Raw genomic sequence first — 25,690 nt, forward strand, 5'->3', positions numbered from 1 at the left:
GGGTGGCCGCGCGCGTAGCAGACCGCGTCTCGGCGTCAAGGACGCTCGCGTCGCTCGCGCCGCTTCGCGGCGCCTGCGGCGTCCGTGTCCCCAAGCCTCTCGCGTTCTGCTACCCGGCGCGCAACGGCGAGGCCTCGCAAGCTCGGCTCGCCGTCGCCTGCGCGGCCACCCGACCCGGCGGTGCGTGAGCCACCGTCCCGGGCGATCCGAACCACCATTTCGGTGGCGTGCTGACCGCCGGACCGGCTTGACGCGGGTGGGCGGTGAGTGAGCCACCGTTCGGGTCGATCCGAGGCCCCGGTTCGGTGGGTGACGCACCGCCGGCCCGGATCGGGGAGCCCGCAAGGTGAAGTTCTGCGACGAATCTCCCGGTTCTGTGCCGAAGTTTCGTAGGAGAACCGGGAGAAACGTCAGAGAAGCGTGACGGGTGGGACGCATGAGGGCTGTCCGCGCCGGACGAGGGCGCGGCGGAGCCCGCCCTTGTCTGCGCCTTCAAGCATCCCGGGAGAGGCTCGCTGTCAAGGATCGCGCAGCGACCGCGCAGCGGCGCCGAAGGCGTCCTTGACAGGGAGGCCCGGGATGCTAGGCGCGCGGACAGCCCGACCCCGAAGGACCCAAGGCCCGGAGAGACCAAGCCCGACGTACCAGACCGACCAGCTCAGCAGGCCAGCAACCGCACGGTGAAGACGGACCCACCGTCGGTGCCCGGCGCATAGGTGACGGTGCCGTTCTGCGCCTGGGCGAGGGTGCGGACGACGTAGAGGCCGAGGCCGGTGCCGGTGGCGACGGCGCCGTGGGCGCGGGCGAACTCGTGGAAGAGGTCGTTGACGAACTCGGCGGGCACGCCCTCGCCGTGGTCGATGACGTCGATGGCGACGAAGTCGCCGTCGGGGCGGACGCGGACGATGTAGGGGGCGGCGCCGTACTTGTGGGCGTTGCTGAGGAGGTTGGTCAGCATCTGCTCGAGGCGGAGCGGGTCGGCACGGACCGGGCGGTCGTCCTCGATGGCGACCTCGACGTCCCAGCGGCCCTCGATGGTGCCGAGGATGAGGGTGCGCGGCTCGACGACCTGCTGGTCGATGCGCAGGGTGCCGCGCTGGATCTGCGCGGCCGTGAGCAGGTCGGCGGTGATCCGGTCGAGGATGCGGGCCTGGCGGGCGACGGACTCCATCAGGCGGCGGGTCTGGTCGAGCGACATGCTGTCGGCGTCCCAGGCGAGGGTCTCGGCGATGCCGCAGAGCACGGCGACGGGGCCGCGGACCTCGTGGGCGGTGGTGGCGATGGCGCGGCGGAGCAGGCCGACGTCCTCGGCGGTGGAGTCGAGGAAGACCATGACCGACCAGCCGGTACGCCGGAGCGTGACGCGGACCCGGCCGCCGTCGACCTGGGTCTCGAAGGTCGCGTCGTTGTCGAGGCGGTGGTAGGAGACCAGGGCGGCGAGCTCGGGCGCGACCATGGCCAGCGGGGTGCCGGACTTGTCGGTGCCGAGCAGGCGGGCGCCCATCGGGTTGGCGTGGACGATCCGGAAGAGCGGCTCGTCGGCGAGCTCGATGACGCCGTAGGGCGCCATCCGCATGGCCTCCCAGGCGGAGACGTTGGCGGGGGCGGTGGCGGAGGCGGCGCTCCGGGTGGGGGCGTCGACGGCGGCCGTGCCGGACTTCCTCTCGTCCTCCAGCTTGTCGGAGTGCGGCGCGGCCGCGGGCGTCTGGTGGACGGGTACGACGGCGAGCCCGCGGCTCGGGCGGCGGCCGCCGGTCGACATGTCGCGCACGTAGTCGAGGATCGTGTTGAGCGGGGCGCCCTTCTGGACGTAGCCGTCGGCGCCGGCGGCGACCGCGCGGGCCGACATCTGCTGGGCGCCGAAGCCGGACAGGACGATGATCTTGGCGGCCGGGCAGAGCCGGCGGATCGAGGGGAGCGCCTCGATGCCGTCCATCACCGGCATCGCCAGGTCGAGCAGGACGACGTCGGGGCGGTGCAGCCGGACGACGTCGATGCCCTTGCTGCCGTCGCCGGCCTCGCCGACGACCTCGAACCCCCCGCGCGTGAGGGCGATCCTCAGCAGCTCGCGCAGGTCGGGGGTGTCGTCGATGATCACGACCCGGAGCGGCCGGGTGGTGGCGAGTGCGCTCACGTCGTCTTCTCCTCGTTGGACGGGTCAGCCGGAGCCGGAGCGCGATCGGCAGCCGGGCGGGACGTGGGGTCCCCCAGGTCGACCGCAGCAGGAGCGCTGCGGAGGAGCTTGATGCTGAAGTGCTCGCTGCCGAGCAGGTTGGTGATGATCCTGCTGGCGGAGTCGATGGAGGCGTCGAGCGCGGCGCGGGCCCGCTCGTGGTCGTCGAGGTCGAGGGCCATCTTGGAGACGACCATCCCCTGAAGGACAGAGTCGTTGATCTCGAGGGCCTGCTGCTCCCGCTTGCGGAGGTCGTCGAAGAGCTGGGCGCCCTCCATGAGGGAGCTGTAGGTGCGGCGCAGCGTCCAGTAGTAGACGGCCACGGCGGCCCCCACGATGTCCCAGATCGTCAGCGGCCAGCCCCAGGCCGCCCGCATCGCCAGCCCGCGGGTGTCGCCCTCGAAGAAGGTCGGCAGCAGCATGTGCACGGCGTGCGTGCCGTGGTGGACGGCGCAGGTGAAGAAGATCGCGGCGGTCGCGGCCCCGAGCGGGTTGGTCCGCAGCTGGTTGCTCTTGGCCAGCGGCACGATGATCGCCAGGCAGATCAACAGGTAGGCGACGGCGATGATGGAGTTGGCGACCATGCCGATCTGCCACGTCATGAGTGAGCTCCGCTGAGGGTGAGTAGGACGAGGGAGACGGCCGCGGCCCCGACCGCGGCCCGGGTGGAGGGGTGCCAGTCGAACCACGACGGGCACCGGACGTCGTCCGTACCCACTGACCCGTCCCGCAATGCCCCGGCGCAGGCGGCAGCTGCGGCGACCTGCCAGGCCACGCAGGTCAGGTCCCACGGGCCGACCGGGTGCGGCTCGGGCAGCAGGCCGAACGGGAGCCCGGCGGTCCGGGTCAGCAGCCACAGGGCGACGAGGCCGAGGTTGAGCACGACGCCGGCGCGCAGGAGCGTCGGGGTGGGCCGCCCGGCCGCGGCCGCGGCCCAGGCGAGCTGGGCGGCCGCGGTGACGAGGAAGAACAGCCCGGCGACGGTCTGCTCGCGCAGGTGCGGGGGAGCGACGGCGGCGTGGATGCCGGCGGCGGCGGCCGTGGCGACCACCGCGAGGGGCGCCGACAGGACGGGGACGGGCGCGGCCCGGGTGCTCGCCGTCCCGACCATGGGGGGATCGTCCGGGAAGGCGACGCCGGGGGCGCCCGACGTGACGGCGGCGCGCAAGGCGGCCACCCGGCGTTCGTGCTCGTCGTACGCCGGTGGGTGGGCGTGGGACCAGCGGGTCAGGGCGTGCGGCAGCAGGAGCGCCGCCAGGCCCCACAGGCCGGCGAGCACCATGGCGTAGTGCAGTCCGTGGGCGAGCATGCTCGCACCGACTGCGGTCGACATGACCGTCACCGCCTGCTTCCCTTCTCACACGGCCCTCTCCCGGGCCGTGCGTGCTCTCCCTGGTCAAAGACGGTAGAACGATGGCCGCGCCGCCGCCGGGGATTCACGGGATCGAGGAAGTGGTCTAGACCGACCCCTTGGGGTGTGGCGGTGCGACGAGGGCGGCCTCACTTTCCCAGAGTTGAGTGGAACAGACTCAACTTCACGTGCGTTGATCCCGACGTAGCCAGCACACCCCACGCACGACCCCAGGAGCAGCCCCCATGTCCCAGTTCGGTGCCGAGAAGTTCACCACCCGCAGCCGCGAGGCCGTCGAAGCGGCCCAGCTGTCCGCGACGACCTCCGGCCACACCACCGTCGAGCCCCTGCACCTCCTCGTCGCCCTGCTGCGCGACGCCGAGGGTGCCGCCCGCACCCTGGTCACCAAGTCGGGCGTCGACGCCGCCGCGCTGGCGGCCAGGGCCGAGTCGGCTCTGGCCGCGCTGCCGAGCGCGAGCGGCGCCACCGTCAAGACACCGGCCGCCACGCCGGCCCTGACCCGCGTCCTCGCCGCCGCGATCGACCTGGCGGCCGGCCTCAAGGACGACTTCGTCGCCACCGAGCACCTCCTCATCGCGCTCGCCGGCACCGAGTCGTCCGCCCAGCGGCTGCTCAGCGACGCCGGGCTCACCGAGAAGGGGCTGCGCGAGGGGCTGACCGCGTTCCGCGGCAACCGTCGCGTCACCAGCCAGGACGCCGAGTCGACCTACGAGGCGCTCGAGAGGTACTCCGTCGACCTCACCGCCGCGGCCGAGGACGGCAAGCTCGACCCGGTCATCGGACGTGACGCCGAGATCCGCCGCGTCGTGCAGGTCCTGTCGCGGCGCACCAAGAACAACCCCGTGCTCATCGGCGAGCCCGGCGTCGGCAAGACCGCCGTCGTCGAGGGGCTCGCCCAGCGGGTCGTCGCCGGCGACGTGCCCGACTCGCTCAAGGGCCGGCGGGTGCTCAGCCTCGACCTGGCGGCCATGGTCGCGGGGGCCAAGTACCGCGGCGAGTTCGAGGAGCGGCTCAAGGCCGTCCTCGAGGAGATCAAGGACGCCGGTGGCCAGGTCATCACGATCATCGACGAGCTGCACACCGTGGTCGGCGCGGGCGCCGGCGGCGACTCCGCGATGGATGCCGGCAACATGCTCAAGCCGATGCTGGCGCGCGGCGAGCTGCACATGATCGGCGCGACGACGCTCGACGAGTACCGCGAGCGGATCGAGAAGGACCCCGCCCTCGAGCGCCGCTTCCAGCAGGTCTTCGTCGGCGAGCCCTCGGTCGAGGACACGATCCAGATCCTGCGTGGCATCCGGGAGAAGTACGAGGCCCACCACAAGGTCCGCATCACCGACGCCGCGCTCGTCGCGGCCGCGACCCTCTCCGACCGCTACATCACCGGCCGGCAGCTGCCCGACAAGGCCATCGACCTCGTCGACGAGGCCAGCTCGCGGCTCAAGATGGAGATCGAGAGCTCGCCGGAGGAGATCGACCAGCTCCGCCGGCAGGTCGACCGCCTCAAGATGGAGGAGTTCTCCCTCGACAACGAGGTCGACGCCGCCTCCGTCGAGCGGCTGGCGGTGCTGCGCGCCGACCTCGCCGACAAGCAGGAGGAGCTGCGCGCCCTCGAGGCCCGGTGGGAGCGCGAGAAGGCCTCCCGCGAGGGTGAGGGCGAGCTGCGCGTCCAGCTCGACCAGCTGCGCGGCGAGGCCGAGCGGCTGCAGCGCGACGGCGACCTCGGCGCGGCCGCCGAGATCCTCTACGGCCGGATCCCCGAGCTCGAGAAGCAGATCGCCGCGGCCGAGGAGGCCGAGGACGCCGCCGAGACCGGCGTCGCGCCGCTCGTCGGCGACAGCGTCGGCGCCGAGCAGATCGCCGACGTCGTCGAGGCCTGGACCGGCATCCCCACCGGCCGGATGCTCGAGGGCGAGACCGCCAAGCTGCTCCGGATGGAGGACGTCATCGGCGAGCGGCTCGTGGGCCAGCACGCCGCCGTCGTCGCGGTCAGCGACGCCGTACGCCGCTCGCGGGCCGGCATCGCCGACCCCGACCGCCCCACCGGCTCGTTCCTGTTCCTCGGCCCGACCGGCACCGGCAAGACCGAGCTGGCCAAGGCGCTCGCCGACTTCCTCTTCGACGACGAGCGGGCGATCGTCCGCATCGACATGAGCGAGTACTCCGAGAAGCACTCGGTCTCGCGGCTCGTCGGGGCGCCTCCCGGCTACGTCGGCTACGACGAGGGCGGCCAGCTCACCGAGGCCGTGCGCCGTCGTCCCTACAGCGTCGTGCTCCTCGACGAGGTCGAGAAGGCCCACCCCGAGGTCTTCGACATCCTGCTGCAGGTGCTCGACGACGGCCGCCTCACCGACGGCCAGGGCCGCACGGTCGACTTCCGCAACACGATCCTCATCCTGACCTCCAACCTCGGGTCGTCCTACCTCGTCGACCCGACGCTCGACGCCGAGAAGAAGAAGGAGTCGGTGCTGGCGGTCGTCCGGCAGAGCTTCAAGCCCGAGTTCCTCAACCGGCTCGACGAGATCGTGCAGTTCGAGGCGCTCTCGCAGGACGCGCTCACCCACATCGTCAGCCTGCAGCTCGCGCTGCTCGGCAAGCGCCTGGCCGGGCGCCGGGTGACGATCCAGGTCAGCGACGCGGCCAAGACCTGGCTGTCCGACGTGGGCTACGACCCGGCCTACGGCGCCCGTCCGCTGCGCCGGCTGATCCAGAGCGCCATCGGCGACCCCCTGGCCCGGCTGCTCATCGGCGGCCAGGTCTCCGACGGCGGCACCGTCCACGTCGACGTCGCCCCCGAGGGTGGCGGCCTCGTCCTCTCCGGCTGACCCTCCGCCCCTCCAGATCAGCCTCAGGTCCCGCCGAGTCGGCGCACACGTGCGCCGACTCGGCGGGTTGGGGTGGGCCTGGGACACTGGTCGCGTGACCGAGAAGAAGCAGCCGCGACCGCCCCAGGCGACGCTGCTCGGCGGCGCGATCCTCATCGGGTCGGTGTTCGTGGTGATGCTGGCCTTCGACCGGATGGCCTCGCTCGGCTCCATCGAGGCCCAGGAGCAGGCCGACGTCTTCGTCAAGAACGGGTTCGGCCAGGGCATCGGGATCACCGCCGACCAGTGGCAGTCCGTGCTGCGCGTCCTGTGCGTCGTGGCCGGCGGCGTCGGTGTCGTCACGGCCTTCCTGGGGTTCGAGGTGCTGCAGCGCAAGCGTCGCGCGCGACTCGCCCTGAGCCTGCTCGCCCCGGTCCTGCTGGTGGCCGGCACCGCCACCTCCGACTTCGTCGCCACCATCGTGGTCGTCGCGATCGCCCTGCTGTGGCGCCAGCCCGTGCGCGACTGGCTCAACGGCGTCGCCGTCGCGCGGCACCCCGCGCTCACCGCCCCGGTCGGCGCGACCGGCGCGGTCGATCCGGCCGCCAAGACCGTCGCCGAGACCGCCCCGGCCCCGGTCGCGCCTGCTGCGCCGGTCGCACCCACCGAGCCGGCTGTGCCGACCTACCCCGCCCCCACCACCTGGGCCGGCGCCCAGGCCCCCTACGGGCAGCAGCCCGTCGTCCCCGCGGAGCGGCCCAGCACGGTGCTCGCCGCTGTCCTCACCACGATCGTGGCGTCGGCCGTGAGCATCGCCGGGCTGGTCGCGCTCATCCTCGTCATCAAGGGCGACTCGGCCTCGCTCGAGAGCGAGTTCGCCGACATGATCGCCGACAACCCCGCGCTCGAGGGCTACAGCCCGGCCGTGCTCGTCGACGTCGTCGCGGGCATCCTGATCGCCTTCATCGTCTGGGCGTTCGTCGCGATCGTCCTGGCCGTGCTGACCGCGCGGGGCATCGGCGCCGCCCGCATCGCGCTCGTCGTGTCGTCGATCATGGCGGCCCTCGCCAGCCTGGTCGCGATCCTCACGGTCGTCGCGCTCCTGGTCACCGCGGCGTGCGTCGCGGTCGCCGTCCTGCTGCTCCGGCAGGACGCCGCCGCCTGGTTCGCGCGCAAGCCGCACCAGCGCTCCTGACGCGGTCCCGACGCTGTTCCGACGCTGGGGTGGTCAGCGGCCGAGGTCGGCCGCACCCAGGCGGGACGTGGCTTCAGCGAGGACGTCCCGCTTCTTGCAGAACGCCCACCGCACCAGGTGGCGGCCGGGGCCGCGGGGGTCGTCGTAGAAGACCTGGGCGGGGATCGCGACGACGCCGGCCCGCTCCGGGAGGGCGAGGCAGAACGCGAGCCCGTCGTCCCAGCCGAGGCCGCTGACGTCGGAGGTGGCGAAGTAGGTGCCCTGCGGGGTCGACGTCGGCAGACCGGCGGCGACCAGTCCCGAGACGAGCAGGTCGCGCTTGTCCTGCAGGTCGCGAGCGAGCGCGGTCGGCCAGTCGGGGTGGTCGGCGAGCGCGACCGCGACCGCCGGCTGCAGCGGCGCGCCCGAGGTGAACGTCAGCCACTGCTTGGCCGCGACGACGGCGCTCACGAGGTGGGCCGGGCCGGTCGCCCAGCCGACCTTCCAGCCGGTCAGCGAGTAGGACTTGCCGACGCTCGAGAGGGTCAGGGTGCGCTCGGCCATGCCGGGCAGGGTCGCGACCGGGACGTGCTCGGAGCCGTCGTAGACCAGGTGCTCGTAGACCTCGTCGGTGATGACGGTCAGGTCGTGCTCGAGCGCGAGCGCCGCCACCGCCTCGACCTCGGTGCGGGTCAGCACGGTGCCGGTCGGGTTGTGCGGGCTGTTGAGCAGCACGAACCGGGTGCGCGGCGTCACCGCCGCCCGCAGCTCGTCGAGGTCGACGCGGAAGTCGGGGGAGCGCAGGGTGACGGGCCGGCGTACCCCGCCCGCCATCTGCAGCATCGCGAGGTAGGAGTCGTAGTAGGGCTCGAGGACGACCACCTCGTCACCGGGCTCGACGAGGCCGAGCAGCGCCGCGGCCACGGCCTCGGTGCAGCCGGTCGTGACCGCGACCTGGGTGTCGGGGTCGAGCTCGAGGCCGTAGTGGCGGAGCTGGTGGTCGGCGATCGCCCGCCGCAGCGCCGGTACGCCGATCCCGGGCGCGTACTGGTTGGCGCCAGCGCGCAGCGCGCCGACCGCGGCGGCCACCACGGTCTCGGGGCCGTCCTCGTCGGGGAAGCCCTGGCCGAGGTTGACCGACCCGGTGCGGACCGCGAGGGCGGACATCTCGGCGAAGATCGTCGGCGGGATGCCGTGCAGACGGGAGGCGACCATGCTCGCTAGCCTCTCAGGCGTGACCACGACCGACGACTCCCTCGCCGCCGACATCGACGCCACGTGCCGCCTGCACGGGGAGTTCACCCTCCGCTCCGGGCAGGTCTCCGACACCTACTTCGACAAGTACCTCTTCGAGGCCGACCCGCTCCTGCTGGCCCGGGTCGCCCGGGAGATGATCCAGCTCGTCCCGCAGGACACCGACCTGCTCGGCGGCCTCGAGATGGGCGGCATCCCGCTCGCCACGTCGGTCAGCGGCATCACCGGCACCCCGGCGCTGTTCGTGCGCAAGGAGGCCAAGACCTACGGCACCTGCAAGCTCGCCGAGGGTCCGTCCTACGACGGCAAGCGGGTCACGCTGATCGAGGACGTCCTCACCACCGGCGGCGCCGTGCGCGACGCGACCCGCGCGCTGCGCGAGGGCGGGGCGATCGTCGAGGTCGTCGTGTGTGCGATCGACCGCTCGCCCGAGGGCGAGAACCCCTTGGCCGACGTGGGCCTGGAGGTCCGCTCGGTGCTCACCCGTGCCGACCTCGACGCGGTCGCCCGGGGCTGACAGGGGCTGACAGGGGCTGAGGCGCCTCAGGCCTCGACGGTCCCGGGCAGCTCGTCGTTGGACTTGGTGGGCGCGTCGTCCGCGTCGTCGTGGTGGCCGATGTCGCGACGGTGCTTGATGCCCTCGTAGAGCAGCGGCGCGATCGTGAACACGGCGATCGCGATGGCGGCGTAGTCGATGTTCTCGCCGATGACCGGGAACGCGGCACCGAGGAAGTAGCCGAGCAGCGTGATGCTCAGGACCCAGAGCAGCGCGCCGATGAGGCTCCAGGTGAAGAAGCGGCGCCGCTCCATCTGGGTGACGCCGGCCACGACGGTGATGAAGGTGCGGACGAACGGCACGAAGCGTCCGATGACCAGCGCCTTGTTGCCGTGCTTCTCGAAGAAGGCGCCGGTGTTGTCGAAGTACTTGCGCTTGAGCAGGCGGCCGTCGCGCTCGTAGAGCGGTGGACCCACCCGTCTCCCGATCTCGTAGCCGACCACGTTGCCCAGGAAGGCCGCGAGCGTGAGGAGGACCAGCGCCATCACCAGCTCGACCGGCTCGTTGGAGACGCCGATGACCTCGATCTTCTGACCGGCGATGAAGAGACCGAGCGCGAAGAGCAGGGTGTCGCCGGGCAGGAACGGGAAGAACAGCCCGCACTCGACGAAGACGATCGCCAGGCTGAGCCAGATGAATCCCTCGCCGTACTCGGTGAGCAGGTAGTCGGGATCGAGCCACTTGATGCCCAGCAGCATCGGAGCCAGGGAGTCGGTCACAGCGGTCAGGCTCACGGGCCAACGGTACCTGCCGTAGGGTCCCGCCCGTGCGGGAGACCGACCCTGACAAACCCCTGGTCGTGCAGCGGGCGCCCTACGACCCGATGCCGCACGGCCCGCCCGAGGTGGGCGTCGGCCCGTGGCCGGGCCCGTGGCCGAGTGGCCCGGGCAGCGAGGTGTACGACGCGGTGCTGCTCACCGAGGGCGACCGGCGCAACGTCGTCGACCGCTACCGCTACTGGTCGATGGACGCGATCCGGGCCGATCTCGACACGCGGCGGCACGGGTTCCACGTCGCCATCGAGAACTGGCAGCACGACTTCAACATCGGCACGATCGTCCGCACCGCCAACGCGTTCCTGGCGGCCGAGGTGCACGTCGTCGGCGAGAAGCGGTGGAACCGTCGCGGCGCGATGGTGACCGACCGCTACCAGCACGTGCGCCACCACCCGACGGTCGCCGACCTGGCGGCCTACCTGGACGAGACCGACGAGCCGGTCCCGCTCTGGGGGATCGACAACCTGCCCGGCTCGGCGCACCTGGAGACGACGGTCGTGCCGCGCCGGATCTGCTTCCTCTTCGGCCAGGAGGGACCGGGCCTCTCGGACGGGGCACGGGAGGCGTGCGCGGGCACGTTCTCCATCGCGCAGTTCGGCTCGACCCGGTCGATCAACGCCTCCGCCGCCGCCGCGATCGCCATGCACTCGTGGGTCCGGGCGCATGCCGACCTCGGCGGCGACGACGCCTGGCGTGGCTAGGTCAGCGACTAGCGGGTGGTCTTGGCCGAGCAGACGAAGAGCTTGACGCCGCCGTTCCAGGCGGTCACGGAGGGCGGGTCGACGAGCCACTGCTGGCTGCCGGTGATGCGGGGACAGTTGCGAGAGGCCGCGCGCAGCACGCCCTCACGGCTCGGGTACCTCCGGCCGGTCAGCTGGAAGATGCCCTTGGCCCGGTACTGGTGGGAGCGGGTGCACACCGTGAGGCCGTAGCCGCCCTTCTTGCCGAGGTAGCAGCGTGCCTCGTTGTCGGGGTGCGGCGCCTTGCCGAGGGCGGGCGTCTTGGCGGCGGGCAGCGGGGCCAGGCTGGGACCGGCGAGCAGGGCGACGTCGCAACGGATCCACCGGGCGCCCGCGTCGACCTGCTTCTTGGTGGGGGCGAACCAGAAGTAGGTGTAGGACGAGAGCATCCGGACGCGAAGGCTGGGGTTGACCGCCTCGGTCCAGGCGGGTCCGCACCGCTTGCCCGAGAACCGGCTCAGCGCGTCGAGGTCGCTCATCTTGATCCGGGCCGGGACCGACGGGACCAGGAAGGTGCGCCCGGTGTGGGTCTTGTCGCACGACACCGCGGCGTCGCCGTCGCTGACGGCGGTAGCCTCCTTCGCGGTCGTCGCGTGGCAGCTGCCGACGGCGGGCTTGGCGGCGGCGCGCGCCTCCGGGGCCGAGGCCGTGGCGGGGGCAGTGAGCACGGCGCCGCTGACGGCGACGGTGAGCAGCGCGCCGACGAGGGCGCGCAGGGGAGTGCGGGTCACGAGAGGTCCTTCTGGGTCCGAGGCCGAGGTCGCGAGGAACCTAGGCGACGGACGGACCGTGGCGCAGCCGAAGGTAAGAAGAAGGTCGACGGCTAGTGGTCGTGGGCGCTGAGCGCCTGCTGCAGCGACGCGACGCCGCGCGAGGTGTGGCTCTTGACGGTGCCGGTGCTGATGCCGAGGTCGGCGGCCGTCTCCTCGACCGAGAGCCCGAGCCAGTGGCGGAGGACGACGGTCTTGCGCTGCATGACCGGCAGTGCCTGCAGGGCCTCGAAGAGCGCGTTGCGCTCCTCGACGGCCAGTCCCTCACGGACGGGCCCGTCGTGACCGTCGAGTCCGGCCTCCTCGCGGCGCCAGGGGCGACGGTGCTCGTCGATGTCGGCGCGCACGATGATCTGGCGGACGTAGGCCTCCTCGCGCCCGTCACGCCGCAGCCCGGGCCACGCGAGGTAGAGCTTGGTGAGTGCCGTCTGCAGCACGTCGTCGGCGCGGTTCCAGTCGCCGCACACGGCGTAGGCGACCCGGCGCAGGTGGACCTGGCGGGCCGCGACGAACTCCGTGAACTCCTGGTCGCGCTGGGACTGCCTCACATCAGGCCGACCTCGGCTGCGTACTGCTTCTCGGCGTAGCGGAGGAACGCCTTGATGGTGGGCCACCGGCCGGCGGTGTCGGTGACGGCGATGTAGTCGGACTGGGGCCCGACCTGGCGCGCGAGCACGTAGACGACCTCGCCGTCGACGTCGAGCCGGGCCACCGCGGTGCGGTCGGTCGCGGCCGCGAAGTTGTCGGGGAGCGTGACGTCACCGGACTGCGCGACGACGCGGGCGTCGCCGCGGGCGACGAGCCGCTCGCCGCTCGCGCCGGCGAAGCGGACGAGCGCGTCGCCCGGGCGACCGGTGGGCTGGTCCTCGACGGGCTGGTCCTCGACGGCGGGACCCGTGGTGCTCGGCTCGCTGTCGGGCACGACGAGCTCGGGCGACGGGGCGGGGGTCGCGGCGGCGTCGCAGTCGACGAAGCCGGGCTCGGCCTCGGTCGGGGTCTCGGTCTCAGCGCGTGCCGGGTCGTCCGGCCCGGGGGCGGCCGGCACCATGAGCTGGCCGGTGTCGGGGTCGTAGCCGAGGCCCTGGTCGCCGAGGTCGGGCGCGGTCTCGGGGGCGGGCCACTCCTTCGGCGCGGTCGAGGCGACCGTGCAGTCGGACAGCTCGGCGGGGACCGGCGTGGCCACGGTGGTGGGTCCGGTGGTGGGCCCGGCCGCGGGGTCGGCGGGGTCCGCGGCGGTGGTGCCGCCCGGCCCGCCCAGGAGGGCGACCGCGGTGACGGCGGCCGCGACCCCTGCGACCAGGCCCCCGCCGGAGACGAGGCGGCGCCGCCGCAGGGCCCGGCGAGCCGGGACGAGCCGGTCGGCGGCGGCGGCGGGAGCGGGCCCGTCGCCGAACGAGGAGTCGAGCAGGTCGCGGAGGTCGTCGCCGTCCGGGTCGTTCACGTTGCCGGTCACACCTGGTCTACGGAGCTCGCCGCCCAGGGGTTGTCATGACGGCGGAGAACGGTGAGCAGGTGGAGCACCAGCAGCTCGCTGACCGCCTCGCGGGCCGGCAGGTCGACCAGCTCGTAGGCGCGGCCGACCAGGCCGCGCGGGCTCAGCGTCACGGCGAGCTCGACCTCGGTGCCGTCGGCGTGGGGCTGCGCGGCGACCTCGAGGGTGACCCGGCCCGGCGAGCGGACCTGGGCGACGAGCACCAGCCGGCGGGTCTGGTGGTCGGCCTCGACAACCTTCCAGAACCCGACCTCGTCGCCGGTGGCCAGGTGGGGTCGGCCCGGCGGCTCGCGGCGCAGGGCCGGACCCAGGGCGAGGCGGTCGATCCAGCGGCGGACGACCAGCGGTGCGGCGTCGACGTACCACTGGGGTCCGGCCTCGCCCGAGGCGACGACGTCCCACGTCGTACCGGGGTCGAGCGCGACGACGGACGCGCGTCGGGACGTGTGGAGGGACCGGGCGCGGCGCATGCCTGTGAGGCTACGGGTGCCTACGCAGCGGTAGCCGTTAGGTTGTCGGCATGCCTATCGCCACCCCAGAGAAGTACGCCGAGATGCTGGACGCCGCCAAGGCGGGCGGCTACGCGTTCCCGGCCATCAACGTGTCGTCGTCGCAGACCCTCAACGCGGCGCTCAAGGGCTTCGCCGACGCCGGCAGCGACGGGATCGTCCAGGTCTCGACCGGCGGCGCCGAGTACCTTTCCGGCCCCAGCGTCAAGAACATGGTCAGCGGCTCCGTCGCGTTCGCGGCCTACGCCGCCGAGGTGGCCAAGAGCTACCCCGTCAACATCGCGCTCCACACCGACCACTGCCCCCAGGACAAGCTCGACGGCTTCGTCCGGCCGCTGCTCGACCTGTCGATCGAGCGGGTCAAGGGCGGGCAGGCGCCGCTGTTCCAGTCGCACATGTGGGACGGCTCGGCCGTGCCGCTCGACGAGAACCTCACGATCGCCGCCGAGCTGCTCGAGAAGTGCATCGCCGCCAAGATCATCCTCGAGATCGAGGTCGGGGTCGTGGGTGGCGAGGAGGACGGCGTCGAGGCCGAGATCAACGACAAGCTCTACTCCACGCCCGAGGACGCGATCGCGACCGCCAAGGCGCTGGGCTACGGCGAGCAGGGCTACTACATGACCGCGCTGACCTTCGGCAACGTGCACGGCGTCTACAAGCCCGGCAACGTCAAGCTGCGCCCGTCGGTGCTGCGAGACGCGCAGGCCGCTGTCGTGCAGGAGTTCGGTCTCGAGGAGGGCGCCAAGCCCTTCCACCTCGTCTTTCACGGCGGCTCGGGCTCCTCGCCCGAGGAGATCGCCGAGGCCCTCGACTACGGCGTCGTCAAGATGAACGTCGACACCGACACCCAGTACGCCTTCACCCGCCCCGTCGCCGGCCACATGCTCGCCAACTACGACGGCGTGCTCAAGATCGACGGCGAGGTCGGCAACAAGAAGACCTACGACCCCCGGGCCTGGGGCAAGGCCGCCGAGGCCGGCATGGCCGCGCGCGTCGTCGAGGCGTGCGAGCACCTCCGCTCCGCCGGCAAGGGGCTCTGACATGTCCTTCGGTGACCTGATGGCCGGCCCCCCGCCCACCCACCTGCCCCCCGACCCCGCGGCCGACGCCCTGTCCTCCGGCTCCTCCCCGGTCGACACCGTCCGCGCCTTTCCCGCCTCGCCCGTCGCCTGGGCCGCCCTCGCCTCGGAGTCCGCCGGCGCCGAGGCCGACCCGGTCGTCGTCTACGCCTACGCCCGCGTCGGCTACCACCGCTCCCTCGACATGCTGCGCCGCAACGGCTGGAAGGGCCACGGCCCCGTCCCGTGGGAGCACGAGCCCAACCGCGGCTTCCTCGTCTGCCTGTCCCTCCTCGCCAAGGCCGCCCGCGCCATCGGCGAGGACGACGAGTGGGTGCGGTGCTCGGAGTTCCTGCGCGACTCGAGCCCGACGGCGTACGACCAGCTGCTGGGCTGAGCTGTAACTCACTGTTCGAACCACTACCCCGGTGCTGTAGCGCCGGGGTAGTGCCTTGAACACTGAGTTACATGTTCTGGCCGCCGGGCCAGGAGGTCTCCACGTCGGCGAGGTCAAGACGCGTCGGGACGGTCGTGCCGGGCTCGGATCTCCCGTGCGTTGCGCTCGAGGTGCTCGGGCAGGACGTTGTTGCCGAATCGTTCGATCGTCTGCTGGACCTCAGCCAGAACCCGGGACCTGGCGGCGGCCCGGCCGCTGAAGAAGTCCTCCCAGTAGAGGTTGCTCACCCCCAGACCCTCGGCGGTGACGTAGCGCTCGCGCTTGCGGGTCTCCCAGAGGACGTCGGTCGCCGACTTCTCGGCGACACCGCCTTCCTGGGGTGGCAGGACCTTGATCTTTCCGTGGGCCTCGAAGACATGTCGTCCGACGCGGATGTCGCACCACGCGACCCGGCCGTCCGCGCGTTGCATCGGCCACTGGAGGTCGGGTACGCCGACACCGAGCTCGACCACGAACTCGTGCGCGAGCGCCTCGGCGGCGCTCATGGAACCAGGGTCCGCGAACTCGATCACCTCGCGTACCGTCGTGATGTAAGGCCAGCTGGACATGCCGTCGACGACGTTCCACAGCTCGTTCTTGGTCACCCCCTGTCGCAGGGCCGAGGCAGCCGTGACGTGGCCGGCCCGGAACCCGTGCTCGCGGGCCATGTCGACCACCGTGCGGGCGGGGCCGAGCGTCCTGAGGCCGTCGACCTCGACGACGTCCTCGGGGGCGAAGCGGGCCAGGTGGTGCTTGATGCGGTTGCTGCTCCAGGCGTTGGTGCTTCCCGGGCGGGTGATGTGCACGAACGGGCCGGGCGGATCGGCGGGCTCCAGGTAGTCGAGACGCAGGGCGTGGACCGACGAGTCATGGCTGAGCACCCAGGCTCGCCGCATCGCCATCACGGCCGCTCGTGCCCGCAGCAGCGGTTGGCCGTGCCACGGGTCGAGGGCGTGCCAGACCACGGCGTCGACGTACACGCCGCGGTGCAGCACGAGCCACGCGCCCTGACGGAGCATGTGGTCGATCCACGTGTTGGACATGCCGAGGTCGCGCGCCTGCTCTCGCGTGATCAGACCGTGGTGGCTGCCGATGTGCGCGACGACGCGAGGATTGATGCGGGTCATGCGAGCACCCTCCCGCCGGAACGGCGCCAGCTCCACTGCCGGTTTGTGGCCTGTGGACAACCGTCTGACTGAGGGCGCCGGAGGGTCAGCTGTAACTCAGCGTTCAGAGAACTACCCCGGTGCTACAGCACCGGGATAGTTGGGCGAACAGTGAGTTACAGCTCGCCGCCGAGCAGCGCCCGCACCCGCGCAGCCCCGAGCGCGAGGAACAGCGTGGGGAGGCGCGGGCCACGCTCGGCGGCGACGAGGAGCTGGTAGAGCAGGCGGAAGAAGTCCTTCTGGTCGGCCTTGACCTCGTCGGTGGGCGGGTCGTCGAGGCCCATGCCGCGGGTGAGCTTGGGGACGCCGTAGACGAGCGTGGTGATCTCGTCGAGGTCGAACTCGTCGGGCATCCGGTCGAGCAGCTGGGCGAGCCAGAGCTCCTCGTCCTCGGTGAGCGCGGCGAGCCGGTCGGTGTCGGGGGCGGCGCGCACGGTGGTGCGGTCCTCGTCGGGCTGGTCGCCGACCCAGCGCAGCGCGTTGGCGAGGCGGGGTTCGAGGTCGGCGACCGAGTCGTGCGGGTAGCCCGAGCGCGACACGATGCGCGAGACCTGCTCGGCCGAGCCCGCGGTGACGTCGGCGACCGACGACAGCAGCCGGAACGGTACGGCGACCGGTGAGGTCGGCAGCACGCCCGCAGCCGCGGTCGACGACGCGCGCTCCCACGCCAGGGTGGCGGCGTCGCGCTTGCCGCCGGTGGCCTTCTTGGTGAGGGAGTCCCACTCGTCGTAGAGGCGGACGACCTCGGGGCCGAAGTCGATGTTGAAGACCTGGCGGGGCTGCCGGCGCACGTAGAGCCAGCGCACCATCGGCGCCTCGAGGATCCGCAGCGCGTCGGCCGCGGTCGGCACGCCGCCGCGCGACGACGACATCTTGGACATGCCGGCGACGCCGACGAAGGAGTAGGCGACGAAGGACGGGGCGCGCCAGTCGAAGATCGGGGCGATCTCCTTGCCCACGGTGAAGGACGACCCGGGCGTGGCGTGGTCGTCGCCGCCGGGCTCGAAGTCGACCTTCTCGAACGCCCAGCGCATCGGCCAGTCGACCTTCCAGACGAGCTTGCCCTCGTCCTGCGTGGCCAGGTTGGTGACGCCGACGAACGCGCATGACGAGCAGGTGTAGGAGAGATCAGTGCTCTCGTCGTCGTAGGCGGTGACGTCGACGGTGTCGCGACCGCACTGGCGGCAGTAGGGCTTGTAGGGGAACCGGGCCAACGACCCGGCACCTCCGGCGGCGCCCTCGTCGTCGGCCTCGGTCGCCGGCGCCTTGGTGCGGAAGCGCGCCATCACGGTCTCGATCTCGTCGCGCCGCGAGACGGCGTGCAGCACCTGCGAGCGGTAGGTGCCGGCCTGGTAGGCGAGGGTCTGCGACACCTCGTCCATCTCGACGCCCATCTCGCGCAGCGAGGCGACCAGTGGCTCCTTGAAGTGCTCGGCCCACGACACGTGGCACTCCCACGGGTCGGGCACGGCCGACAGCGGCCGCCCGATGTGGTCGGCCCACGACGGGTCGACGCCCGCGGGCACCTTGCGGAAGCGGTCGTAGTCGTCCCAGCTGTGCAGGTGGCGCACCGGCAGCCCGCGCCGACGGATCTCCTCGGCGACGAAGTGCACCGTGAGGAACTCGCGCAGGTTGCCGAGGTGGACCGGCCCGGACGGGCTCGCCCCCGACGCGCAGGTGATCAGCTCGGAGCCCTCGCCCGCGTGCCGCACGGCGTCGTCGGCCGCGCGCGTCACCCAGTCGGTCGGGTCTCCCTGGTCCTTCTGTCCTCGCGCCACGCCCCCAACGCTATCGAGGCCGCGCCACCGGATTCACGGCAGCACCATCGAGTACGCCGCCCGCTGCAGTCGCCAGGACCGGTGCCGCTCGGGCCCGTAGATCTCCCCGTCGGCGCTGACCCAGAACTCCTCGCCGCTGACGGTGACGGTGGCGCCGCGCACGTAGTCGACGTCGGAGTGGTCCGCGTGCTTGCCCACGGTGAGGCGCGCGGCGTAGACCAGCCGGGAGACCGGCCCGGTGGCGCGCGACACCATCACGTCGAGGTGCCCGTCGTCGGGCTCGGCGTCCGGGACGAGGTCGGTGCCGCCGCCGACCGACGAGCCGTTGCCGATCGCGACCTGCAGCACCTGGGTGTCGACGTCGGTCACGACCGCGCCGTCGACCTCGACGCGGAGCCGGATGACCGGCGGGTTGAACGCGGTGATGAGGGCGCCGATCGGGTAGCCCAGCTTGCCGAGGTTGACCTTGCCCACGCCGACGGGGCGCAGCCGGTGCTTCCACCGGTGCGCACGGCGGCTGGCCATCGCTCCGGCACCGACGTGCACGTTGTTGACCACGACCTCGCCGACCTCGTCGACGATGAGGTCCATCTGGCGCGGCGTGCCCGAGATCAGGACGTGGGCGGCGTCCTCGACGTCGAGCGGGATGTCGAGGCCGCGCGCGAAGTCGTTGCCGGTGCCGAGGGGGAGCAGCCCGATCAGGTTCTTGCCGAGGTCGTTGCGCTTGTGGAGCGCGGAGACGACCGCGTGCAGCGACCCGTCGCCGCCGGCGACCACGATCGTCCGCGAGCCCGCCCGGTGCAGGACCCCGTCGAGCTCGCCGGGCTCCGAGGTCGCCTCGACCTCGACCGAGGTGTGGGGACGCAGCACGGCCAGGGCCCGCTCGAGGTTCTCCTCGTCGGACGTGCCGGCCCCGGAGTTGGTGATGACGAGCAGCGGGTCCATCGGTGAAACGTAACGGACGCACGTTCGGCGGCACGATCGACCGGACGGGGCGCGGCTTTGGTAACGTACCGACGCAAGAGCCCCGGCGCTGTTGCCCCGGGGTTCCGGTGTTTTTCTCGAGCTACCGAACTGGAGTGTGGGCATGCCCGCGATCGCGATCATCGGCGCGCAGTGGGGCGACGAGGGCAAGGGCAAGGCGACCGACCTGCTCGGCAGCCGCGTCGACCACGTGGTCAAGTTCAACGGTGGCAACAACGCCGGCCACACGGTGGTCATCGGCGACGAGAAGTATGCCCTCCACCTGCTCCCGAGCGGCATCCTCAGCCCCAACGTCACCCCGGTCATCGGCAACGGCGTCGTCATCGACGTCGAGGTGCTGTTCGAGGAGCTCGACGCGCTGACCGCCCGCGGCGTCGACGTCAGCAGGCTCAAGGTCAGCGCCAACGCCCACGTGATCCCGAGCTACAACAAGGCCGTCGACAAGGTGACCGAGCGGTTCCTCGGGTCGCGCCGCCTCGGCACCACCGGTCGCGGCATCGGGCCGACGTACGCCGACAAGATGAACCGCATCGGCATCCGCGTCCAGGACCTCTTCGACGCGAGCATCCTGCGCAAGAAGGTCGAGGGCGCGCTCGACCTCAAGGGCCAGGTGCTCACCAAGATCTACAACCGCCGCGCCCCTGAGATCGACGAGATCGTCGAGGAGCTGCTGGCCTACGCCGACCGGCTCGCGCCGATGGTCTGCGACACCGGGCTGTTCCTCAACCACGCCCTCGACGACGGCGACATCGTGCTGCTCGAGGCCGGCCAGGCGACGCTGCTCGACGTCGACCACGGCACCTATCCGTTCGTCACCTCGTCGTCGTGCACGGCGGCCGGCGCCTGCACCGGCTCGGGCATCCCCCCGATGCGCCTCGACCAGGTCGTCGGCATCGTCAAGGCCTACACGACCCGCGTCGGCGAGGGTCCGTTCCCGACCGAGCTGTTCGACGACAGCGGCGAGCACCTGCGCAAGATCGGGGCCGAGTACGGCACCACCACGGGTCGGCCCCGCCGCTGCGGCTGGTACGACGCCGTCATCGCCCGCTACGCCGCGCGGGTCAACGGCGTGACCGACTTCGTGCTCACCAAGCTCGACGTGCTCACCGGCCTCGACCAGGTCCCCGTCTGCGTCGCCTACGACGTCGGCGGCGTCCGCCACGACGAGATGCCCGTCAACCAGAGCGACTTCCACCACGCGGTGCCGATCTACGACTACCTCCCCGGCTGGTGGGAGGACATCTCCGAGTGCCGCACCTTCGAGGAGCTGCCCGCCAACGCGCGGGCCTACGTCGAGGCCGTCGAGGCGATGTCGGGCGCGCGGATCTCCGTCGTCGGCGTCGGTCCGTCCCGGGCCGCGACCATCGTGCGGCACGACCTGCTGCCGGGCTGAGTGGTCCGGCCGCCGGACGGGTAACTCACCGTCCGCACGACTCACCCGCCCGAATTCGGGCGGGTAGGTGCTCCGGACGGTGAGTTACTTGTCCGGGTCCGTGTCCGTGTCCGGGTCCAGGCCGGCCACCGCCCGCGCCGTCGACCGGAACGCGTCGCCCGCGGCGTCGGAGCCGTCGAGGTAGACCCCGACGAGGGCGGCGTCGCGGAGCAGGACCAGGGCGGCCGCGGCGCGCTCGGGGTCGGGCAGGCCGGCGGCGGTGGTGAGCTGGGTCAGGGTGGCGCGGAACCAGTCGCGGTGGCGTCGTACGACGGCGCGCACCGGGCTGTCGGGGTCGGCGTACTCAGCGCTGGCGTTGATGAAGGGACAGCCGCGCACGTGGTAGCGGCGGGCGTCGTCGGCGACGCCGTCGACGACGGCGGCGAGCAGCTCGGACGGCGTGCCGCCGGTGGCGGCCGCGGCGGTGAAGTAGCCGCGGATGGTCTCGTCCTCGAGCTCGAGGTAGGCGACGACGAGTGCCTCCTTGCCGGGGAAGTGGCGGTACATCGTCGCCCGGGTGACGCCGGCCTCGGCGAGCACGCGGTCGACGCCGACCCCGGTGATGCCCTCGCGGTAGAAGAGCCCGGCCGCCGTGCGGAGGAGGCGGTCACGGGGCTCGGAGGTGGTGCGGGTCGGCATGCGGCGAGCCTAGGTCGCGGTCCGCGAAAAAGAAAGAACGATCGGTATTGACACGACCGGGGTGCCGTGGCAGAGTCGAGATCACCGAGAACGACCGTTCTCCCTCACGACAAGGAGCAGGACCATGACCACCACCACCGTCACCACCCGCGAGGCCGCCGAGGTCGCCGCCGCCAACGCCTCGGGCCGCCGCCCGGTCGTCTTCGTCCACGGCCTCTGGCTGCTCGCCGGCAGCTGGGACCCGTGGCGGGCGCGGTTCGAGGAGGAGGGCTACGCCACCGTCGCCGTCGACTGGCCCGGCGACCAGCCCACCGTCGCCGAGGCCCACAGCAACGCCGCCTCCCTCGCCGGTACGTCGGTCGCGGACGTCGCCGACCACGTCGCCGAGGTCATCGGTGGGCTCGACCAGCAGCCGATCGTCGTCGGGCACTCCTTCGGCGGGCTGCTCGTCCAGATCATTGCGGGCCGCGGCATCGCCGCCGGCACCGTCACCATCGACCCGGCCCCGAGCAAGGGCGTGCTGCCGCTGCCGTTCTCGGCGCTCAAGGCGGCGTTCCCCGTGCTCGGCAACCCGCTCAACCGTGGCCGCACCGTCACCCTGACCTTCGGCGAGTTCCGCTACGGCTTCGCCAACGCGGTGCCCGAGCAGGAGGCCCGTCACCTCTACGAGACCCTGCACACCCCGGCGCCCGGACGCCCGCTCTTCCAGGCCGCGACCGCCAACGTGGTGCCGTGGTCGACCGCGACCCGCGCCGACCACCGGAACCCCGAGCGCGGCCCGATGCTCGTGGTCACCGGCGAGAAGGACAACATCGTCCCGTTCGCCCTGGCCAACGCGGCCTACAAGCGGCAGGCCAAGAACGCCCAGCACCCCACCGAGATCGTCGAGATCCCCGGCGTCGGCCACTCCCTGGTGATCGACAGCCACTGGACCGAGGTCGCCGACGCCGCGCTCGCCTTCCTCGGCAAGCACGGCCTCGCGGCCTGACCCCGCGGCCTGACCCCGCGGCCTGACCTCGCGGCCTGACCTCGCGGCCTGACCCCGGCTCAGGAGAGGTTGCTCTCCTGGGCCAGCGGCGCCGCCGAGGTGATGTCGCCCAGGTCGAGCGAGCGCCGCCAGGCCGGGTCGGGCGCGACCGCGGTGCCGTCGCTGAGGTAGACGAAGTCGACGACGGCCTCGAAGTCGTCGGTGTTGCCGAGGACGACCACGTCGTCGAAGCCGTCGCCGTTGACGTCGCTGATGACGAAGTCGCTCGCCGTGACGTCGTCGGAGGCGAGGCTCTCGGTGTCGTCGTAGACCGGGTCCTGGTCGAAGGTCGTGCCGTTCCACGACCAGACGTTGATCTTGAGGCCGTCGGCGGTCGTGCCGATGACCTCGTTCACGTTGTCGCCGTCGAGGTCGCCGGTCACGACGGTGCCGACGGCGAAGCCGGCCGCGTCCACCTCGGTGACCTCACCGGTCACCGTCAGGGCGCTGCCGTCGGACTTCAGCAGCGTCGCCTGCGGGGAGGCGTCGGTCAGCCGGCCGATGCTGACGTGCACGACGTCGCCGAGGCCGTCGTCGTCGACGTCGGCGACGAGGACCAGGCCCTCGGCCTCGCCGAGCGGGCCGGAGTACCAAGGCGTCGTCGCGGCGAACGCGCCCGAGCCGTCGCCCAGGGCGACGTCGATCTCGGCCTTGGTGTCGGTGAGCCGGGTCAGCAGGACGATGTCGAGGTTGCCGTCGCCGTCGACGTCGCCCAGGGCGAGCGGGACGTCGAGGGCCGAGGTGAACTCGGCGTTGTCGGGTGTCGAGAGCGGCGACGTCGGCGCGCCCGCGACCGACGTGGACGCCGACATGCGCGGCGGGTCGCCGAGGATGCGCACCAGGTCGATCCGGTCGTCGTTGTTGACGTCGCCGCCCACGCCGACGATGCCGGCGCGGTTGCGGCGCACGGCGGCGTCGCCGAGCGTCGTGCCGTCGGACGAGTAGACCCGCAGGCCGTCGAACGTCTGCAGCGTGAGGTCGCCGAAGCCGTCGGCGTCGATGTCGTTGGTCACCGGCCCCGAGGTGTCGGGCGTGACCGGGCCCTCCTCGGTGGGCTCCGACTCGGTCGGCTCGGTGGGCTCGAGCGTCTCGCTGGTCGGGTCGGTCGGGTCCTCGGCCGTCGACACCGTCTCGGTCGGTCCCGCCTCGGGCTCGTCGTCGTCGCCACCGCTGACGACGGCGATCGCGACGCCGACCCCGATGACGAGCACCAGGACGGCGGCCGCGCCGATCCACCACCACTTCTTGTCCCCGGAGCCGGAGGTGGGGCCCGTCGGGCTCGCGCCGGGGTACGGCGGCGGCGCCTGCGGCACGCTCGCCGACTGGTACGCCGGCGGGGGACTGGGCGGACCGACCGGCGGACCGGTCGGGGGCTTGCCCAGCGACGGGGCCATGGTGACGGCCGCGGAGGCCGGGCCGGGCGCGCCCGGGGGAGCCGACTGGGCCGGGGGTGCCGACTGAGCCGGGGGTGCCGGGGGTGCCGACAGGATGCCGGCGAAGGTCCGCAGCTCGTCGCGCAGCTCGGAGGCCGACGCGTGGCGCTGGGCGGGGTCCTTGGCGAGGGCGCGGGTCAGGATCCGGTTGAGCTGCTGGGAGGCGTCGTCGGTGCCGGGGACCTGGGGGACCGGCGCACTCATGTGGGCCATCGCGACCTCGACGTCGGTGCCCGTGAAGGGTGCCCGGCCCGTGACGGCCTCGTAGAGCAGGCAGCCGACTGAGTAGACGTCGGACGCCTCGGTCCCCGGCTGGCCCTGGATGCGCTCGGGGGCCAGGTAGTTCCACGCACCAGCGGCCGACGCAGGCTCGGTCACGGCACTGGCCTCGGAGGGCCCGACGCCGAAGTCGCAGACCAGCACGTGCAGCCGGTCGAGCCGGTCGTCGCGCAGCAGCACGTTGGACGGCTTGAGGTTGCGGTGGACGACGCCGGCGCGGTGGGCGTCGCGCAGCGCCTCGGCGACCTGCGACATCGCCTGGGCGGCCAGCGGGAGCGGCATCGGGCCGAGCCTGGCGAGCAGGGCGCGCAGGTCGCCGCCGGCGGCGTACTGCGTGGCGATGAACGGCAGCCCGTCCTGGACGCCGTGGTCGAAGACCTGCACCACGTGCGGCGACTCGAGCTGGGCCAGGGTGGCGGCCTCGCGCTGGAACCGGTCGACGAAGTCGGCCGACTCCGCGAGGGTGCCGACGACGACCTTGAGCGCCACCGGACGGCCCAGCCGCTGATCGGTCGCGAGGTAGAGGACACCGGTCCGCCCCTGCGCGATGACCGAGTCGATGCGGTAGGGGCCGAACATCGAGCCGGGGGTGGGGGGCGGGCTTGCGGGGGTCACCATCGTGCGTCCTCCAGGAGGTCGAAGCGGACTCGGTCGTCGGGGTTCTCGCGGTCGGCGAACAGCTGGTCCCAGGCGAGCCAGCGGCTGCTGGTGAAGGTGGTCCCGTTGGACTTCCCCACCAGCACCCGGGCGTTGCCGTCCTCGCGCACCAGACCGACCATCACGACGTCGTCGTAGCCGTCGCCGTCGACGTCGCCGACCGTCAGGTCAGGACCGGCCTGGGCGGTGCCCTCGTTGCGGAGGTTGCCGGCGTTGCCGCGGGGGGTGATCGTGTCGCCGTCGAGGTCGAACACGTTGAGGACGACGAACCGGGTGTCGAAGTCACCCACGACGAGCTCGTCGGAGCCGTCGGCGTCGAAGTCGCCGCTGCGCACGATCATGCTCGACTGGGCCGAGGTGAACGGCGCGCTGACCGGCTCGGCGAACCCGCCCTCACCGTCACCGAGCCGGATCTCGACCGAGCCGGGGTAGCCGCGGTCGAAGGTGCCGGTGAGCTCGACCGTCGCGAGGTCGGCGACTTCGTCGCCGTTGAAGTCGCCCGGCTGGATCCAGAAGTAGTTGAGGTCGTCGACGGGGAGGGAGAGGCGCTTCTCCGGGGACCCGAACGCCGAGCCGTCGAACGTCCAGGTCGTGAGCACGACCTGCTTCTTGATCACCTCGAGCGTGAACAGGTCGTCGGTGCCGTCGCCGTCGAGGTCGGCCAGGGCGTCGTTGCCGGAGGCGGGGCCGGTGTAGGGCAGCTCGAGGTCGAGCGTGTCGTCGCCACTCAGGTCGCTGGTGACGCTGACGGGTCCCTCGGCTCCGGGCTGGCGGAAGGTCAGCACGTCCTCGGTGTCGTCGTCGTCGAGGTGGCCGCGCACCCGCCAGGTCGGCAGCCCGGTCGTCGGACCGAGCTCGTCGGTCTCGGCGTCGACGAAGGTCGACCCGTTCGAGGACCAGGTGGTCGTCCGGAGGACCTCGTCGTCAGCCGGTTCGTAGTCGATGCTCAGGTCGCCCCGGCCGTCGCCGTCGAGGTCGCCGTTGACCGGCCCCTCGGAAGGCGCCACGGTCGTGCCGGAGCTCGGGTCGCCCGAGGTCGGCTCGCTCGACGCGCCGCTCGTCGACGCGCTCGTCGGGTCGGCCGTGCCGGGTTCGTCCGGGTCGTCGTCGGAGCCGAGGACGGCGTAGGCGATCCCGGCGCCCACCAGCAGGAGCGCCACGACCGCGGCCGTGAGGACGAC

At 72.3% G+C, this 25,690-nt stretch carries 24 protein-coding genes; 9 read left to right on the forward strand and 15 right to left on the reverse strand.

The features are described 5' to 3' along the window. Window positions 1-188: hypothetical protein (locus tag Q7T52_RS18160; protein ID WP_304804959.1), on the forward strand; the 188-nt coding region annotated here is incomplete at its 5' end. 470 nt (window positions 189-658) lie between these two features. On the opposite strand, the gene Q7T52_RS18165 is transcribed toward Q7T52_RS18160, so the two are convergent. Genes Q7T52_RS18165 through Q7T52_RS18175 form a run of 3 tightly spaced genes read right to left on the reverse strand, consistent with a single transcriptional unit; the run spans window position 659 to window position 3,506 of the window. Then, window positions 659-2,134, reverse strand: a complete 1,476-nt coding sequence (locus Q7T52_RS18165) for a response regulator (protein ID WP_304804960.1) — start codon at window positions 2,132-2,134, stop codon at window positions 659-661. Beyond that, a complete protein-coding gene (locus tag Q7T52_RS18170) occupies window positions 2,131-2,775 on the reverse strand; it encodes a hypothetical protein (protein WP_304804961.1) in 645 nt (214 codons plus the stop codon). Before Q7T52_RS18170 ends, Q7T52_RS18165 begins: the two co-directional genes overlap by 4 nt. Then, complete coding sequence (locus tag Q7T52_RS18175) at window positions 2,772-3,506, reverse strand: hypothetical protein (protein WP_304804962.1); 735 nt, start codon at window positions 3,504-3,506, stop codon at window positions 2,772-2,774. The genes Q7T52_RS18170 and Q7T52_RS18175 overlap by 4 nt, the downstream gene beginning before the upstream one ends. 263 nt (window positions 3,507-3,769) lie before the next feature. Here Q7T52_RS18175 and clpB point away from each other — a divergent pair, with 263 nt between their 5' ends. Then, window positions 3,770-6,370, forward strand: coding sequence for an ATP-dependent chaperone ClpB (gene clpB / locus Q7T52_RS18180; RefSeq protein ID WP_304804963.1), 2,601 nt, complete (start codon window positions 3,770-3,772; stop codon window positions 6,368-6,370). 94 nt (window positions 6,371-6,464) lie between these two features. Further along, window positions 6,465-7,544 (forward strand): hypothetical protein, encoded by a 1,080-nt coding sequence (locus Q7T52_RS18185; protein WP_304804964.1) that lies wholly within the window; start codon window positions 6,465-6,467, stop codon window positions 7,542-7,544. Between the two features lie 33 nt (window positions 7,545-7,577). Here Q7T52_RS18185 and Q7T52_RS18190 read toward each other — a convergent pair whose 3' ends face one another. Further along, window positions 7,578-8,738: a pyridoxal phosphate-dependent aminotransferase gene (locus Q7T52_RS18190; protein WP_304804965.1), complete on the reverse strand. Its 1,161-nt coding sequence runs from the start codon at window positions 8,736-8,738 to the stop codon at window positions 7,578-7,580. Between the two features lie 19 nt (window positions 8,739-8,757). Here Q7T52_RS18190 and pyrE point away from each other — a divergent pair, with 19 nt between their 5' ends. Beyond that, window positions 8,758-9,294 carry an orotate phosphoribosyltransferase gene (pyrE, locus tag Q7T52_RS18195; RefSeq protein WP_304804966.1) on the forward strand — a complete coding sequence of 179 codons (537 nt, stop codon included), beginning with the start codon at window positions 8,758-8,760 and terminating at the stop codon, window positions 9,292-9,294. A 26-nt stretch (window positions 9,295-9,320) separates the two neighbouring features. Here pyrE and Q7T52_RS18200 read toward each other — a convergent pair whose 3' ends face one another. Then, on the reverse strand, window positions 9,321-10,067 hold the full coding sequence (locus tag Q7T52_RS18200) for a DedA family protein (RefSeq protein WP_304804967.1): 747 nt from the start codon (window positions 10,065-10,067) through the stop codon (window positions 9,321-9,323). An 89-nt stretch (window positions 10,068-10,156) separates the two neighbouring features. Between Q7T52_RS18200 and Q7T52_RS18205 the strand changes: the two genes are divergently transcribed. Further along, on the forward strand, window positions 10,157-10,810 hold the full coding sequence (locus Q7T52_RS18205; protein ID WP_304804982.1) for a TrmH family RNA methyltransferase: 654 nt from the start codon (window positions 10,157-10,159) through the stop codon (window positions 10,808-10,810). Between the two features lie 8 nt (window positions 10,811-10,818). Here Q7T52_RS18205 and Q7T52_RS18210 read toward each other — a convergent pair whose 3' ends face one another. The 4 genes from Q7T52_RS18210 to Q7T52_RS18225 all read right to left on the reverse strand — a co-directional run bounded on the left by Q7T52_RS18210 (window position 10,819) and on the right by Q7T52_RS18225 (window position 13,581). Further along, entirely contained in the window at window positions 10,819-11,580 is a 762-nt protein-coding gene (locus Q7T52_RS18210) for a septum formation family protein (RefSeq protein WP_304804968.1), read from the reverse strand. A 92-nt stretch (window positions 11,581-11,672) separates the two neighbouring features. After that, entirely contained in the window at window positions 11,673-12,167 is a 495-nt protein-coding gene (locus Q7T52_RS18215; RefSeq protein WP_304804969.1) for a SigE family RNA polymerase sigma factor, read from the reverse strand. Continuing rightward, complete coding sequence (locus Q7T52_RS18220; protein ID WP_304804970.1) at window positions 12,164-13,060, reverse strand: hypothetical protein; 897 nt, start codon at window positions 13,058-13,060, stop codon at window positions 12,164-12,166. The genes Q7T52_RS18215 and Q7T52_RS18220 overlap by 4 nt, the downstream gene beginning before the upstream one ends. An 8-nt stretch (window positions 13,061-13,068) precedes the next feature. Next, entirely contained in the window at window positions 13,069-13,581 is a 513-nt protein-coding gene (locus Q7T52_RS18225) for a DUF2867 domain-containing protein (RefSeq protein ID WP_304804971.1), read from the reverse strand. 50 nt (window positions 13,582-13,631) lie between these two features. Between Q7T52_RS18225 and fbaA the strand changes: the two genes are divergently transcribed. Beyond that, entirely contained in the window at window positions 13,632-14,660 is a 1,029-nt protein-coding gene (gene fbaA / locus Q7T52_RS18230) for a class II fructose-bisphosphate aldolase (protein ID WP_304804972.1), read from the forward strand. A gap of 1 nt (window position 14,661) precedes the next feature. Next, the gene (locus tag Q7T52_RS18235; RefSeq protein WP_304804973.1) at window positions 14,662-15,075 is read left to right on the forward strand and encodes a DUF3151 domain-containing protein; all 414 of its coding nucleotides are present in this window, start codon (window positions 14,662-14,664) and stop codon (window positions 15,073-15,075) included. 113 nt (window positions 15,076-15,188) lie between these two features. Here the strand turns inward: Q7T52_RS18235 and Q7T52_RS18240 are convergent, their stop codons facing one another. From Q7T52_RS18240 to Q7T52_RS18250, 3 genes are all read right to left on the reverse strand, one after another. Further along, the gene (locus Q7T52_RS18240; RefSeq protein ID WP_304804974.1) at window positions 15,189-16,241 is read right to left on the reverse strand and encodes a type IV toxin-antitoxin system AbiEi family antitoxin domain-containing protein; all 1,053 of its coding nucleotides are present in this window, start codon (window positions 16,239-16,241) and stop codon (window positions 15,189-15,191) included. A 155-nt stretch (window positions 16,242-16,396) separates the two neighbouring features. Beyond that, entirely contained in the window at window positions 16,397-18,058 is a 1,662-nt protein-coding gene (lysS, locus tag Q7T52_RS18245) for a lysine--tRNA ligase (RefSeq protein WP_304804975.1), read from the reverse strand. 33 nt (window positions 18,059-18,091) lie between these two features. Beyond that, window positions 18,092-19,003, reverse strand: a complete 912-nt coding sequence (locus tag Q7T52_RS18250) for a diacylglycerol kinase family protein (RefSeq protein WP_304804976.1) — start codon at window positions 19,001-19,003, stop codon at window positions 18,092-18,094. A gap of 142 nt (window positions 19,004-19,145) precedes the next feature. On the opposite strand from Q7T52_RS18250, the gene Q7T52_RS18255 reads away from it, so the two are divergent. Continuing rightward, window positions 19,146-20,435 carry an adenylosuccinate synthase gene (locus tag Q7T52_RS18255; RefSeq protein WP_304804977.1) on the forward strand — a complete coding sequence of 430 codons (1,290 nt, stop codon included), beginning with the start codon at window positions 19,146-19,148 and terminating at the stop codon, window positions 20,433-20,435. An 84-nt stretch (window positions 20,436-20,519) separates the two neighbouring features. Here Q7T52_RS18255 and Q7T52_RS18260 read toward each other — a convergent pair whose 3' ends face one another. Then, complete coding sequence (locus tag Q7T52_RS18260) at window positions 20,520-21,113, reverse strand: TetR/AcrR family transcriptional regulator (RefSeq protein ID WP_304804978.1); 594 nt, start codon at window positions 21,111-21,113, stop codon at window positions 20,520-20,522. Between the two features lie 124 nt (window positions 21,114-21,237). Here Q7T52_RS18260 and Q7T52_RS18265 point away from each other — a divergent pair, with 124 nt between their 5' ends. Then, window positions 21,238-22,101, forward strand: coding sequence for an alpha/beta hydrolase (locus Q7T52_RS18265; RefSeq protein WP_304804979.1), 864 nt, complete (start codon window positions 21,238-21,240; stop codon window positions 22,099-22,101). A gap of 59 nt (window positions 22,102-22,160) precedes the next feature. Here Q7T52_RS18265 and Q7T52_RS18270 read toward each other — a convergent pair whose 3' ends face one another. Both Q7T52_RS18270 and Q7T52_RS18275 read right to left on the reverse strand, forming a co-directional pair. Next, complete coding sequence (locus Q7T52_RS18270) at window positions 22,161-24,470, reverse strand: protein kinase (RefSeq protein WP_304804980.1); 2,310 nt, start codon at window positions 24,468-24,470, stop codon at window positions 22,161-22,163. Further along, window positions 24,464-25,690, reverse strand: a 1,227-nt coding sequence (locus tag Q7T52_RS18275; protein ID WP_304804981.1) for an FG-GAP-like repeat-containing protein, incomplete at its 5' end; no start/stop codon positions are given. The genes Q7T52_RS18275 and Q7T52_RS18270, both read right to left, overlap by 7 nt.

Origin of the sequence: Nocardioides sp., assembly GCF_030655615.1 — a bacterium.
Lineage (GTDB): Bacteria > Actinomycetota > Actinomycetes > Propionibacteriales > Nocardioidaceae > Nocardioides.

Coding starts and splice junctions, on each gene's coding strand:
- Q7T52_RS18170 (WP_304804961.1), bottom strand. CDS start 2,775: ATGACGTGGCAGATCGGCATGGTCGCCAACTCCATCATCGCCGTCGCC.
- Q7T52_RS18175 (WP_304804962.1), bottom strand. CDS start 3,506: ATGTCGACCGCAGTCGGTGCGAGCATGCTCGCCCACGGACTGCACTAC.
- clpB (WP_304804963.1), top strand. CDS start 3,770: ATGTCCCAGTTCGGTGCCGAGAAGTTCACCACCCGCAGCCGCGAGGCC.
- Q7T52_RS18190 (WP_304804965.1), bottom strand. CDS start 8,738: ATGGTCGCCTCCCGTCTGCACGGCATCCCGCCGACGATCTTCGCCGAG.
- Q7T52_RS18205 (WP_304804982.1), top strand. CDS start 10,157: ATGCCGCACGGCCCGCCCGAGGTGGGCGTCGGCCCGTGGCCGGGCCCG.
- Q7T52_RS18225 (WP_304804971.1), bottom strand. CDS start 13,581: ATGCGCCGCGCCCGGTCCCTCCACACGTCCCGACGCGCGTCCGTCGTC.
- fbaA (WP_304804972.1), top strand. CDS start 13,632: ATGCCTATCGCCACCCCAGAGAAGTACGCCGAGATGCTGGACGCCGCC.
- Q7T52_RS18235 (WP_304804973.1), top strand. CDS start 14,662: ATGTCCTTCGGTGACCTGATGGCCGGCCCCCCGCCCACCCACCTGCCC.
- Q7T52_RS18240 (WP_304804974.1), bottom strand. CDS start 16,241: ATGACCCGCATCAATCCTCGCGTCGTCGCGCACATCGGCAGCCACCAC.
- Q7T52_RS18250 (WP_304804976.1), bottom strand. CDS start 19,003: ATGGACCCGCTGCTCGTCATCACCAACTCCGGGGCCGGCACGTCCGAC.
- Q7T52_RS18255 (WP_304804977.1), top strand. CDS start 19,146: ATGCCCGCGATCGCGATCATCGGCGCGCAGTGGGGCGACGAGGGCAAG.
- Q7T52_RS18260 (WP_304804978.1), bottom strand. CDS start 21,113: ATGCCGACCCGCACCACCTCCGAGCCCCGTGACCGCCTCCTCCGCACG.
- Q7T52_RS18265 (WP_304804979.1), top strand. CDS start 21,238: ATGACCACCACCACCGTCACCACCCGCGAGGCCGCCGAGGTCGCCGCC.
- Q7T52_RS18270 (WP_304804980.1), bottom strand. CDS start 24,470: ATGGTGACCCCCGCAAGCCCGCCCCCCACCCCCGGCTCGATGTTCGGC.